The organism is Gemmatimonadaceae bacterium, assembly GCA_030647905.1.
GTDB lineage: Bacteria > Gemmatimonadota > Gemmatimonadetes > Gemmatimonadales > Gemmatimonadaceae > UBA4720.
On the sequence record JAUSJA010000011.1, the window covers coordinates 34,270 to 47,443 of the forward strand.

General features: G+C 62.6%; 12 protein-coding genes. 8 read left to right on the forward strand and 4 right to left on the reverse strand.

The features are described 5' to 3' along the window. Positions 1-77: 77 nt before the first annotated feature. From Q7S20_02115 to Q7S20_02140, 6 genes are all read left to right on the forward strand, one after another. Positions 78-734, forward strand: coding sequence for a prepilin-type N-terminal cleavage/methylation domain-containing protein (locus Q7S20_02115; GenBank protein ID MDO8500614.1), 657 nt, complete (start codon positions 78-80; stop codon positions 732-734). A 42-nt stretch (positions 735-776) separates the two neighbouring features. Then, positions 777-3,113, forward strand: coding sequence for an O-antigen ligase family protein (locus Q7S20_02120; protein ID MDO8500615.1), 2,337 nt, complete (start codon positions 777-779; stop codon positions 3,111-3,113). Between the two features lie 161 nt (positions 3,114-3,274). Further along, positions 3,275-3,856, forward strand: coding sequence for a type II secretion system protein (locus Q7S20_02125; protein ID MDO8500616.1), 582 nt, complete (start codon positions 3,275-3,277; stop codon positions 3,854-3,856). Continuing rightward, positions 3,850-4,509, forward strand: a complete 660-nt coding sequence (locus tag Q7S20_02130) for a hypothetical protein (protein MDO8500617.1) — start codon at positions 3,850-3,852, stop codon at positions 4,507-4,509. Before Q7S20_02125 ends, Q7S20_02130 begins: the two co-directional genes overlap by 7 nt. Before the next feature lie 13 nt (positions 4,510-4,522). After that, positions 4,523-5,119 carry a hypothetical protein gene (locus Q7S20_02135; GenBank protein MDO8500618.1) on the forward strand — a complete coding sequence of 199 codons (597 nt, stop codon included), beginning with the start codon at positions 4,523-4,525 and terminating at the stop codon, positions 5,117-5,119. Next, entirely contained in the window at positions 5,113-5,733 is a 621-nt protein-coding gene (locus Q7S20_02140) for a prepilin-type N-terminal cleavage/methylation domain-containing protein (protein MDO8500619.1), read from the forward strand. Before Q7S20_02135 ends, Q7S20_02140 begins: the two co-directional genes overlap by 7 nt. Here Q7S20_02140 and Q7S20_02145 read toward each other — a convergent pair. Next, complete coding sequence (locus tag Q7S20_02145; GenBank protein MDO8500620.1) at positions 5,717-9,787, reverse strand: AAA family ATPase; 4,071 nt, start codon at positions 9,785-9,787, stop codon at positions 5,717-5,719. The two genes, Q7S20_02140 and Q7S20_02145, sit on opposite strands and share 17 nt — an antisense overlap. A 132-nt stretch (positions 9,788-9,919) precedes the next feature. On the opposite strand from Q7S20_02145, the gene Q7S20_02150 reads away from it, so the two are divergent. Continuing rightward, positions 9,920-10,480 carry a prepilin-type N-terminal cleavage/methylation domain-containing protein gene (locus Q7S20_02150; protein MDO8500621.1) on the forward strand — a complete coding sequence of 187 codons (561 nt, stop codon included), beginning with the start codon at positions 9,920-9,922 and terminating at the stop codon, positions 10,478-10,480. 30 nt (positions 10,481-10,510) lie between these two features. Here the strand turns inward: Q7S20_02150 and Q7S20_02155 are convergent, their stop codons facing one another. Together Q7S20_02155 and Q7S20_02160 are read right to left on the reverse strand one after the other, a co-directional pair. After that, complete coding sequence (locus Q7S20_02155) at positions 10,511-11,068, reverse strand: hypothetical protein (protein MDO8500622.1); 558 nt, start codon at positions 11,066-11,068, stop codon at positions 10,511-10,513. Next, positions 11,052-11,858: a tetratricopeptide repeat protein gene (locus Q7S20_02160; GenBank protein MDO8500623.1), complete on the reverse strand. Its 807-nt coding sequence runs from the start codon at positions 11,856-11,858 to the stop codon at positions 11,052-11,054. The genes Q7S20_02155 and Q7S20_02160 overlap by 17 nt, the downstream gene beginning before the upstream one ends. Here Q7S20_02160 and Q7S20_02165 point away from each other — a divergent pair. Beyond that, positions 11,845-12,183 carry a hypothetical protein gene (locus Q7S20_02165; GenBank protein MDO8500624.1) on the forward strand — a complete coding sequence of 113 codons (339 nt, stop codon included), beginning with the start codon at positions 11,845-11,847 and terminating at the stop codon, positions 12,181-12,183. The two genes, Q7S20_02160 and Q7S20_02165, sit on opposite strands and share 14 nt — an antisense overlap. Positions 12,184-12,214: 31 nt before the next feature. Here the strand turns inward: Q7S20_02165 and Q7S20_02170 are convergent, their stop codons facing one another. Further along, on the reverse strand, positions 12,215-13,174 hold the full coding sequence (locus tag Q7S20_02170; GenBank protein MDO8500625.1) for an AAA family ATPase: 960 nt from the start codon (positions 13,172-13,174) through the stop codon (positions 12,215-12,217).

Sequence of the window (13,174 nt, forward strand, 5' to 3'; positions counted from 1 at the left end):
GATTCGCACCTTGCGTTCATCGGGATCCGCTCGGCAATCGGACTTTCACTATTTCACACCGTTTGGGAGAGACACGTATGAAACAGTTCTGGAAGAAAGGGAAGAACGCCGTACGGCGAGGCTTCACACTCATCGAAGTCCTGGTGACGGTTGGTGTCATTGGCGTCCTGGTTGCGGTCACCGTTCCGGCTGTGACGTCACAGATGAGCGCGGCCGACCCGGCGCGCGTTCTCTCGGACCTGACCAACATCACCACGAGTATCGATGCCTTCAGCACTAACGTGCGTCCCAGCATGCCGGGCGATATCGAGGATCTCGCCAACCAGATCGCCGCGACGGGTGACATGGACGGCGGAACGGTGGCTCTGACCCCCGCCGTCTACGGCATTGCCAGCACGAAGTGGAAAGGACCCTACATCGGGAGACCTGTGGCCACGGGTGGCGCCATGACCGGCAAGGCGTTTGCAAGCGGGTACCAGAGCTATGTCCAGAACGATTTCGTACGCTGCAATTCCTTGGCTGATGCGGCGTGCACCACCGCCACGCCCGACTATCTCACCGTCAAGATTTCGCCGCTGACCACCGTCGAGTTCGAGCTCGTCAACAAGCTGATCGATGTCGGCGAGACGGCCGGAGCCGCGACTGGTGAGAGTCAGAAGTTCGGGAAGTTTCGATATGACAACGTAACAGCCTCCTCGACCGCATACTATTTTGCGATGCCTCTGATCCCGTAGTTCAGGCGGATTCACGATTGCGTGTGGCCACTGGCGTTCCCGGTGGCCACATTGTTTTTTACTCATATGCAGCAAGTCCCTTCGATCGAAGAGCCGAAACTCCACAGCGTCGCGCGACTGCTGCTGTTCGCGACCGTGCTCACACCGGTCATCCTGCTTCCCGGCTTCTTTTTCCCTTATATCACCACCCGCGCCATCTTCTTCCGGGTGATCGTGGAGCTGGCGCTCGGCATCTTCCTCTTCGTGGTCGTCCGGAGACGGTGGCGGCCCCAGGCCTCGCGTGACCCGGTTTTCCTGGCGCTCCTGGCCTTCGTCGCAATCAATGCCATCGCCGCCACGTTCGGTGTTTCGCCGCTGCGAAGCATGTTCGGAGACTACGAGCGGATGTGGGGCGTCTGGGCGTGGATCCACCTGCTGCTTTTTTACGTCTTGCTGCGCACGTTCATGCGCCCCGCCGACTGGATGCGTTTCTTCCAACTCTCGGTAGCCGTGAGCCTTGTGGTTGCGCTCATCGAGATCCGCAGTTGGGCCGTCAACGGCGGGACCAACTCAACGATTGGCAACCAGGGTCTCCTGGCGCCGTACCTCCTTTTTCACATGGGCTTCGCCTGCTTACTTGCGTTGCGCCATCGCGTTCGCTCGTGGCGCATAGCTAACGCCGGCGTCGCGGTCATTATTCTGGTCGGGATTTTCCTGACGCAGAATCGCAGCATCTTGCTTGGCCTCGTCGTTGGATCCGTGGTGGCCCTGCTCGTTGCGCGCCGGAGCCGATGGCTGGGTGTTGCTCTCGTCTGTGTTGTAGCGGCTGCCACGGTAGTGGCGCGCACAATGGCTGATAGACCCATCGCCCGATACCTGCCGGGCAACGTACAGCGTCTCGCTGCGACTGGCACCAAGAAAGAAAGTAAGAGCGACGACCCGCGAAAGATGCAGGTAATCGTCACCCTTGCGGGGCTCAAGGAGCATCCGTTGCTTGGCGTGGGTCCAGAGAACTTCGACGTGCTGTGGAGTGCGCACTTCGATTCACGCATCTACCCAGCGGGCCCTGATGAGCGCTGGGACCGCGCTCACAGTGCGTACATGGAGGCCGCCGCCACTACCGGCATCCCCGGCGCGCTGGCCTACTTGGGCTTCTGGGTCGCGCTGTTTGTTGGTGTTCGCCGGGCGTACCGCAAGCAGCGCCTGACGGTCGCCGAACTGAGCATTTGTTGTGGGCTCATCGGCGGTTACATGACCTACTTGCTGTTCTGGTTCGTGGATCTCAACTCGGCGCTGCCGTGGATAGCGCTGGCCGCATTCCTTTCCGCGACTGCCGCCGGTGAGCCGCTTGTGGTGACGGGCGACAAGAAAGCATGGCGGCCCGGCGGCGTTGTCATCCTCGGGCTGGGCGTTGTCACCATCGCAATGGCAATCCTGGTGCACGGTGTCGCGCCATTGCGCGTCGCCCGGGTGCTGCATCTGGTTGGTCGCGGAGACGCTGCCGTAGAAGAGAATCTCGCCTATCTGGATTACGCTTTCGCTTCACCAGCGCCGCAGAAATCGCATACGCTCCAGGTGTATTCCGCCTACATGGCGTCGCTCGCGCCATCATTCCCCGCTGCCCGTCGCGAGCCGTACCGCGGCCGGGTTCTGGACCTCGCGCTGCAGCGGGGGTTGCTGGAGTACGACCGGCAGATTCGCCGCGATCCGCAGAACCCTCGTGTCCACATTCAGCGCGCCCGCCATTCCCTGTTGGCGCTTCAGTTCTACGGCGATCGGAAATACGCGTTTGCGGCGGAGAGCTCGCTGGTCGCGGCGACTCGCCTCTCACCCGGCAGAGTCCCGCCGCGATTGGCTCTGGCGTCTATCCATCTCATCCTCGGTGACACCACCAGAGCCTTGAAGGATGTGCGCGGCGCCCTCTCCGTCAATGACGCGCGTGGAGACACCTACTACGTCCTCGGCTCGGTGTATGACAAACTGGGGCTGGTGGACAGCGCCGCGACGTTCCTCATAAAGGCAGAGCGCCTTAAGTACGTTGGGCCTCCCGAAACCATTCTCTCCGTTAGTGCGGCGCTCGAACGTCAAAATGACGAAAAGAGAGCGGCCCAGCTCGTCGCGGGCTATCTCGAAAGGAAATACGGTGCGCTGACAACGTGGAGCCGGCCGGGACGGGGTCCGAGTAGCGAGATCCTGGACCGCTTGCTGGCACTTCGCCTGCCAGTATTATTTCTGAAGGCGGGCCAGACGGATCGCGCCGTGCTTGCGGCGCGAGCGGTCTTCTTCGTGAGCCCCCCGGCAACTCGTGCTTCCATCGAGCAATTCATCGCCGACGTGAATGCCGGGAAAGGATCTTCCTGGCACAGCCGCTCCACTGTCGCCGAAGCGACCGGTCGCTAGATGGAACAGCCATCGGGTACACCTCGGCTTCTTGTCTGGGTGCCTCCAGACAATAGATTATAAGACTCCTGTGCGTCCTTCCATTTACTGCGAAGTGTGCCTTGCAGCGCGATCTGGATAGATCTGATAGCTTTCGCCGATACTCTCCTGGGAGCAGGGGATTGACTCTTGTCGAGATGGTTGTCGTACTCGCAATTCTCGGAGTGCTCTCAACCGTGCTCTATGCGACGGTTTCGACCAACGTTTCGGCTAAGAACGATGTCGATCGGATCAACAACGTCGCTAAGACTCTGGACGACCTGTCCCGCGCCATAGCTTTCTTCGAGCCCACGCGTCAGGCTTTTACGTTTCACCAGACAATCGGGGTGTATCCCGGTCGTCTCTCGCACATTACGACCGTGATCACGACCTCCCAGCGCAACAGCTGTGGTGCTTTTTACACCGCCGGGAACGTGGTCGCGTGGATTGGGGGTTACTACAACCGTGAGCTGCCGCCCGCGGGATTCCCGATTGACGCTGGATTTACTTCCCAGGATTCTCTCGTTCGAACACCGTCCAGCGCCGGTGGCACGCTCAACGGGACCCTCGCGATCGTAATACCCGGGGTGTCGGCGTCCGATGCGGGGATGCTGGCTTCCACGGTGGATGGAGATTCTACTGGGACGGTGGGAACTGTACGGTTTACACGGAACGGGTCTAATCCGGTGACAGTCTCGTACCTGACGGCGGTGGGAGGATGTTGAGACGATCCGGCTCGACGCTTCTCGAGCTACTGGTCACAATCGCGGTTCTTGCCGCGATCGGGGGTGTCATTTACATAAATGAGTCAAGGAGCAGCACCCAAATCGGGAGCGACGTCGAGCGGATTGACCGGGCGTCGCGCGTCCTCTCGGAGCTGGCCGATGCAATCGGCAGAACGACGGGAACCGGGGGCGTGACATCGTTCAACCAGATCATTGGCCAGGTGAACGCCACGGTCAGTGCAAACACAGGCCGACTCTCACAGCTGACCACGCCGATTACAACCAGCAACATGAACAGCTGCATGTACACTTACACCTCATCCGAGGCCGGCAGGTGGACGACTCCTTTTTATTATCGCTTTGTCCCGCAGTCGGGCTTTCTCATCGCGCCCGGGTTTTTCGTCCAGGATAGCTTGATAAGGTATAACGCTGCCGGTGTTGCGACTACAGTCGCCAACCGCCCCGCCGCAAATGATGCTACATCATTCGGCACACTGGCGCTGGTGATGCCAAATACATCTCGCTCCGACGCCGACGCATTGGCCGCCCGGGTGGAAGGAGATCAGACCGGTGTTGGGGGTGCTATTCGCTTTACTGCTTCGGGTTCCGCCCCTGTGACGTTGTTCTATCACTTCACCATTCGCGGCTGCTGAAATGAAATGCAGCTTGATCTCCGACGGGTGCGGCGCATGGCGATCGCCAGGGATTGCGAAGCGGCCAGGCTTCGCCCTGTTCACGGCGCTGGTCACGATCGCGGTAATAGCCGTGCTGGCTACTGTCATCGTGCTCTCTCTCAACGTTGATTTCAACCGGATCGCAATAGCCCAGGATTCGTTGTTCCGGTTCAAAACCGAAATTATAGGCACACCTCCCTCTTTCTTTACCCGAATCAACACCTACCCGGGACACCTCTTCGATCTCGTACAACCGATTACCACTAGTCAGACGAACAGTTGCGGTCAATTCTACAAGTCGTCACCTGACGTGAACAACTGGCAAGGCCCCTATCATCTCGTTCCGTTCAATCCCGCCCTCGGTTACACGATGGCCCGCGGACTTGTTGCCAACGACTCGACTCGGCGGACGACCTTTACGGATGCAACGCCGGCGCTTGCCATCGTCATGGCAGATGTCCAGCTCGCCGACGCCCAGGCTCTCAAGGCGCGGGTGGACGGGACCACCGGGGACACGGTTGCCTTCACGCCGAACGGAAGCAACCCGATAACAGTCTTGTATAGAATGCCAACCACCGGGGCATGCTGAGAAACCCGCCGGCGGCGGAGCGCGGGTCGCCGCATCTCGGATTCTCTATGGTCGAGGTTCTCGTGGCCCTCGCGATTGCGGCGCTTCTTGCAGCCGTTCTCATTCCCGCCATAATCGGGAAGGTACAGGACGCGCGCCGCTCTGCGCTGTCCCAGACATTGTTTGCCCTCAGTCAAGGCATAGCCGAGTATCGCAAAGCTGTGACGCGGTATCCGCCGACGCTCACCGTCCTCACAACTCCGCCGATCGCCGGCGTGACGACGGATCTGTGCGGCGGATCCAATTTCCTTTCGCAGGCGAACGTGAATAACTGGCGTGGCCCTTATGTATCTCGCGAGTTGCTGAGTAGCGGTGTCAGCATGGCCGATGGCGTCATCCAGAACACTTTGAGAAGAGCCACTTTAAGCACCTCCGTTTATCTGCTCATGGATGTAGTCGGCGTGGAAAGGAGGACAGCGACGGATTTGGAAAGTGACTTGGACGGAGCGGTCTCGGATTCGACGGCCGGCACCATCAGGTTCACGACTGCTGCTTTGCCTTCGCCCTCCACGGTCGGCGCAGCGCCTCCGGGCACGGTGAATCTTTCGTACTCGATTCCTATCGCTGGTTGCTAGCTCCCTTGCCCGCCAGCCAGACACTCACGTCGTCAAACGTCACCGCGGCCCCCGTTCCGCGGCCACCCAACCACAGTTGGGCGCTACTGTTCTCTTCGGAGCGAGTCGCGCGGACAGTGGAGCGCCAGCGAAGCTTGCCGTCGGCGTAGAACGCGACTCTCCCATCGGATTCGATGGTGAATCGGAACAGGTGCGCGTTGCCGTCGCCAAGAGCAGCAGCGGGCTCGGTGAAGATTTCCTGGTCCACCGCATAGCCGATCCGTCCCGCGTCACCGAGCCACGAGATGGACACCAGACGCAGGAATTGCGGAGCCACGGAGTCGAGCGCCTCGGGAGGTTCTTCGGCGACCAGCGCGATCGCCGCCGAGGCTGACGGGACCGACGTGCTGGTGAAAGGCGCTCGCATCCACGTTTCCAGAGACAGTCCGCTTCTGATCCGAAATACCGATCGGCTCAATACGCCACTATCCCATTCGCGGTCGGCCATCGGCGCGAGCCCGGCGCTGGCCAGTCGTCCGCTTCGCGGCTCGACGCGCGGGGCCGGCTCGCCGAGCGATATCCACGTGTCTTTCGACAGCCCGCGTTCGAAATCTTCGCGCGCCAGCGCGAGCGGTCCGGCGCCCACCAGGATGTAGGCTGTATCCGTGCGCCAGCCGCCGAGGCTCGCGACCAGGCGTGCGAAACCAGAGCGCCGCCCAACAAGCCACCCCGAGGTATTGGAGGAGCGGAGCGACTGTTTCTCGTCCGTCGCGCGAACGAATCGCGCGGCGGCAGAGTCGAGGAGCGTCCATCGAACTTGCCTGACCTCGAACGAAGAACCCAGTTGATCGGTGCCGGTCACCGATATCGCGCCGCTGTCACCCTCGGCTACCCATTCCGGCGCGCGAATGCGCAACTGGTCGGGGTACGGTAGCGGCGCTCCCCGCCAGCCAAGAATGCTCATGCGGCTGTCGGCCGGAGTGACACGGTGCGCGGTGCCGCCCCACGAGGGCATCACGTACACGCCGGCCTCTCCGCCGCGAGTTGACTCGAAGGCGACAAACTGTCCATCGGGCGAGAAGCTGGCCCGATCGTTATGAGAGGTGTCGTACGTGAGGCGGCGCAAATGACCAGTCAGCACATCCGCGGCATACAGCTCAGCCGTGCCATTCCGCTCACTTGTGAAACCGACTTGCGTGCCGTCGGCCGACCACGCTGGATTGTAATCTTCGCCCGGATCATCGCTCAGGTTTCGGAGGCCGGTGCCGTCCGTGCGACTGACGAAAATGTCCTGTTGGTGGTTCGCTCCCGTCCGCGCCGTCCACGCCACATGCAGTCCATCGGGTGACCACACGGCGTCGGCGACGGCCCGCGAGCGCGACGTATCGAGGGCGATCCGCTCTCCAAAAGAAAGGACGGAGTACGCATAGAGATCGGAGTCGTAGGCGCCATCGGGCAGCGTGCCGCCGTGAATGACGAGAAGCCAATGGCCGTCAGGGGACCATCCCGACGCAATATCGTCGCCCGCGCCGACGGCAATCGGGATTGTATCACGCCTGTTCGCGCTGATCGCGTAAACATCGGAGCCGGCGGCAGTCACTCGCTCCACAGACACGAAGTGACCGTCCGGCGCCACGGAAGGATTGACCCAGGGGCGCTTGACTGAGTCCCTCCAGGCGAACGCGGCGTCGGAGGTCCGGCCGGGTCTCGCCAGATGCGTGAGGTCGGCAAGGTCGCCGGTGATGAACGAGACGGGCGGCCGCTGACCGGGCACGCGTTCCGCGAGCACCAGCGTGTCAGTGAGCGTTCGGCCTCGCAACGAGGCCTGACGAGCGCCGCGAACGCGGACGGAGAACAGCAACAGAACCGCTACAACGAGCGTTCCGCCCAGAGTTGCCCGACGGGTGAATAGCCAGGTCATGCGCGGGGTCTTTGCTGCGCGCGTCGCAGTGCCGATTTCCTCGATCGGTGACGAGGCGTCTGCCGGAGGAGCGGCGGGACGCATGGAATCACCCTTCAGGCGGGCGGGTCCAACTCCGATCGCGCTGCGCAGGCTGGTGACTCTTTCGCGTTCGGCTTCCGTGGAAGCGAAGCTGCCCGCGATGTCAAGAAAACGCCCAGCCGACGTCCACGCCGCGGCGGCCATGGCTTGGTACGCGGCGACGATCGAATGCGTGAAGGCGAGCTCGGATCTGCCGGCCAACGCGTAGAGGTGAGCCAGTTCGGTGTCGGTGGCGCCCGGTTGGGCGGCCAGCGCGTCCGCTGCCCAACCGGCGAGCAGAGCGAGTCCGGCCGAGCCTATTCCCTCCAGTGCGAGCGATGCCGCGACATCATGCGCAGGCCTGATACCTCTGGCATCCTGGGTCACAAGCCCGAGCTGCTCCAGCGCCATGGCCGATTCGAATGCCGCGATTTCCGACAGGTGAGCCGCGGCAGCGAGCAGCCGCAAAGATGCTGCCCGGTCGAACAGCGCCACGGCGACGAACAGCCGCTGTTGGGCGGGTGACGCCCCCTGAAGGCGCGACCACAGAATGTCGCGGATGCCGGCCGGTACGCTCGCGATCGATTCGCCGGCCGCCGTCCGACGCGCCGTTTCGATGATTTTAAACGGCATGCCCTCGGAGGCGCCGACGATCTCGTCGAGCTCCAGAGGAGGCGCCATTTCCGCGGCCAGCACGGACGAGGCAAGCGCGCGTGCAGCGTCTGCCGCGAGCGGCTGCAATGTTATGCGCGAGGTTTCGGAGAACCTGTCCCCAAAGGCTCCGTTGCGCGCTGACAGAACAAAGAGCACGCCGCACGCGCGGAGCCGATTCGTCAGATACTGGGCCAGATCCAGCGTGTTTGTGGAGGCGTTGTGGAGGTCCTCGAGCACGACGCAAACCGGCTGCTCGTACGCCACAGCATCGAGAACCGCGGCGACGCCTTCGAAAAAGCGCACCCGCTCAGAATCGTCGCTGATGGCCGCGAGGGCGGGAAGGACGAACCGATCGCGAAGCTCGGGAAGCAGCCGCGCGGCTTCTGCCAACAGGTGTTGGCTCGCGCCAGCCAGTCCGGGCGCCGTCAGGGCGCCTCGCAGGGCCTCGGCGATCGAAGCGTGGGGAATCGCGGCGCCGCCCTGGCGCTCTCGACCGCGCAACAGCAATGCCGAGCCCATGTCGCGGACTCGCGCCAGGAATTCATCGATCAGTCGCGTCTTACCGATGCCCGCTGCGCCGTCGAGCAAAATGGTTCCACCATCTCCCCCTTGCGCTCGACGCCATCCTCCCATGAGGACGGTGATCTCGGAGTCGCGCCCGACGAAGGGCAGAGTTGTGCGGCCGGGTGCTCGGCGCGACTCCTCAGCACCAGACTTCCTGAGCTTGCCGATCAAGGCAAGCACGGCGGGAGATGCTGCAGCGCCGAGCTCCGTCTGCATGCGCGATCTGAATCTCTCGAGCGCGACAAGCGCTTCCGGTTTTCTACCAGCGGCGATGAGAATCGTGGCTTCGAGTACCGCGGCGTCGGCATCGAGCGGGGCATAGGCGGCCAGCCGTGTAGCGTACCTCAGCGCGTCCCGTACCTCTCCAGCCTCGAGTGCTTCCTGTGCCGCCGAGGTGAGCGTCGAGCGGTACCGGGCACCGATCCGCGATCGCTCGGTGGTCACCCACTGGTCGAAGTCGTCTTCTCCGAGATTGAGACCTTCGAGAAATTCACCGCGGTAAAGTTGGAGCGCGTCAGCGGTGCGGCCGGCGTCGAGAGCGGCTTCGAAGTCGCGGAGATCGAGTGTCAAAGTCTCCGTGGCCCCAAGGCCGATGATATCCCGGCCGGTGGGAGCGGCATCCCGACCCATTGCGGTCCGCAAACGGTGCAGCGCCTGCCGAAAGGCATTGCGCGCCTTATCCTCGGGGATGTCGCCCCAGAGGAGGGCGATCAACTCCTCGCGCCGCGCGGGCCCCCGTACGGCGAGGTAGGCCAGAAGCGCCAAAGGCTTGCCCGGACCAAGGACGGGTATCTGCGGGTCGGTATCGCGGTCCAGTGAAGGAGAACCCAGCAGTTTAAGCCGGAAGGCGGTCACGCCCCAATATAACGCCTCCATTACGCGCTCGAAACAGCGGCTCTTTGCGGTGTAACGAACGAAACGTATGACATAACGAGGCTGTTACGTGAAGGTCGTAGTTTTTCGCAGAGTTAATGACGACACAAACATTTTCAACCGGGACATTTTCCAATGATTGCCACGACACTGATTGGCCGACGCGCAGGTGGCCGACGCTCGGGCTTCACGCTGACAGAGGTGTTGGTCACGTTGGCGATCATTGCGGTGATGGCAGCGGTGCTGCTGCCGGCGCTGAACAGCCAACTGTCCAAGGGTGACACAGGCCGGCTCGCGAGCGACTTCACGAACATCCAGACCGGAGCACAGGCATTCGTTTCCGACGTGCACCGATACCCGGCCACCGTTTCGCAGCTCACGACCGCACTGAGTGGTACCCCCACTGACCTCCTTAGCGTGGCCATTCCAGCCACCCTTGTCGCCAAGTGGAAGGGTCCATACATCAATAGGGACGTCGGTAACACCGCAGGCGGCGTCATCTCCACCTCGTTCACGAGTGTGGCGGGCGGAAACGGGGTTAATTATCTGACCGTTACCGTCACTGGGATCAGCCTTACCGACTTCACCAACATCGAGGCGATTCTCGATGAGGGCGTAGCGGGTGCGGCGTCGAGTACGGGCTCGATCCGGTACACTGGCACGACGCTCACCTTTCTGGCGCTGCCGATCCAGTAGTCGCCGAGATCGGAATGGCGCGCCGCGCCTTCAACGGCACGGCGCGCAGTCAGTCTGGTGCGGGCGCGCCGCGACCACGAGCTTCGCCAGCATCGCGCTGACCCCGAATCGCGCCTGGATAGTCGCGGCGCTCGCCGCATTGACGTTTACCGGCAGATCATAGAACACCAGTCTGGGATATGGCGCAATCAGTTGGACCGGGCCGAGCGTGAGTCCGGCCTGCTCGATGACCGACTGTAGCACCTCGCGTGCGTTCGCGTCGACAACGTGCACGGTGACCCGGCCGCGCGCATCTGGAGCAATCACCATACTGACTCCGGCGGCGCTCGCCAGTGCTGGCAACAGCTCCCGGACGTCCGCATTGGCGGCAGAGAGTGTGATGCGGGAGCCCTGTCCCGCCGCCGTGTCCACCGAGGACCGCAGCACGGAAGGGACAGCCAGCACATCGACCGCAAGCGGAGGAAGGGTAGACGGGAGCGAAGGTCGCGATGGCAATCTGTACGCGCCGCAACCGACGCATAGAATGCACACCGCGAGCGCGTCGAGACGGATCCGGCGACTCACCAGTACGTTAGACATCGTTGCCACCCTTGCCACCCTTTAGCGTCTTGAGGTGTTGCGTGACTTGCTTCTCCAGCGCCGGGAACTGACCCGCGCCCGTCGTCAGGAACAATTCGTACTCCTGGATCGCACCAGCACGCTCCCCGAGACTCTCCAGCGTCCGTGCCAGCGAGTAATGTGCCTCCGCCAGCGAGGGGTTGACCCTGAGTACTTCCTCGAGCAATCGCTGGGCGTTCGCGTAGACACCGATCGCATAGAACTGATTGGCGAGATTGACCTTGCTGCCCGTATTCGACGGATCGAGTGCCAGCGCCTGCTGAAGCGCCGCCGTCGCTTCCTTTCGCTTGCCGCGCTGCTCCAGGAGGACACCGAGATTGCTCCACGCCGCGGCGAACTTCGGGTTGATGGAGATCGCTCGCCGATACGCATCTTCGGCGCGCTCCAACTCTCCGGTCGACCGGTAGAGCAGCCCCACGTTGTTGTATAGCTCGGCGTTGTTGGGGTTCCGCTCGATCGCCTTTGCGTACAAGTCCCGCGCGCGCGCAATGTCGCCGCGTTTCTGGGCCGCGAGAGCCTCAAGAAAAAGCGTGTTGCCTTCGCGTCCGGCTGGCTCCATGGTGATCTTGAACGCCCCTTCGTTCCTGCGGTCGCTCACGGCATCCGCCGGCGCAACGAGTGGCTGCTGGCGACCCGCTGACATGACGGGCACGTCGCCCACCACTGAGCGGGTTCCGCCGCTATCGTTTGTACCGGGAAGCACGGCGCCGGTCGCCGACCGCGTGACGTTGACTGGAGCCGGAGTGATGAGCGCTGCCATCGCGGGATCTGGTTCGCGAACGGCTGGCTGGGTCGTCGGTGACGCAGCGGATGCACTCGGCGCCGCCGCGACCGGCGCGGGGACGGATGCGGCTGGACTGGCAATCGGCGGCGTCAACGCCGGTCGTCTCTTGTCTGGGGACCGCGATGAGGCCAACAGCAGCGTAATGAACACCCCGAGGACGCCCACGGCCGCCAGCGCGCCGAGCCCAATTTGGACGCCGCGCGGAAGCGCGGATTGGGCGGGTCCCGCCGGCGAGCGAAACGAAAAGAAACTTTTCGGCGCCAACGCGTGCAGTGGCGGCATGCGCTGTTTCTTTTCGTGAAGCGCGGTCTTCAGCGCGTCGGCGATCAGACTCAACTCAACCGCCAACTCAAGAGCGACGGCAGGGTGTAGCCGGCTCGATAAAGGAGGAGGGCAGCCGCCGCAACGATCAAGGCGAGCCCGGCGGCGCCAGCCATGACCCACCGCTGGCGGCGGAAATCGGCGTGAGTGTAATCGGATGCATCGCCACGCAGGGAAGCGATCGCCTGGTTCACGTGTTTGGTGTCGAGCTTGTATGTCCTTTCGACGTAGCCCGCGAGCAGGGTCTGATCGCAGATCGCATTGATGCTGCGCGGAATGCCGCACGATGCGGCGTGCACCCGCTTCAGAGCCCGGCGGGAAAAAACGACGCGGCCTTGTGCGCCCGCGACCTCGAGCCGGTGATAGATGTACCGCCTGGTCTCTTCGAAATCCAGGTGCGTAAGGGTACAACGCACGGAGACGCGCTGACTGAGTTGCGCCATCCCGGGCACGTTGATCTTGTTCAGGAGCTCCGGCTGCCCGACCAGCAGAATCTGGATCAGCTTTTCTTCAGCCGTCTCGACATTCGACAGCACGCGAATCTGCTCCAGAAATTCCGTGGACATGTGCTGCGCCTCGTCGAACACGGCGACGCACGTTCGGCCGGCCGCGAGCTGGTCCAGCAGGAACCGGTTGAGCGCACCGAGAAGCTCGTTCCGGCTTGCGTTTGCGGGGGCAGGAACGTTGAACTCCGTCAGCACCGCCTGGAGCATCTCCGCGCCGGTGAGGAACGGGTTGAAGAGCAGCGCCGAGCGATGCGTCCTGGCGTCAAGCTTGTCAATCAGGTCCCGGCACAACGTGGTCTTTCCCGTGCCGGGCCAACCGGTGAGAAGCATGAAGCCATCTTTGCGATCGATTGCGTACGTCAGCTCATCCTCCGCCTGCCGATATCGCGCCGAATAGAAAACAAACCTGGGATTCGGCGTTAACGCAAACGGACGCTCGCTGAGTTGGAAAAAGCTTTCGTACAT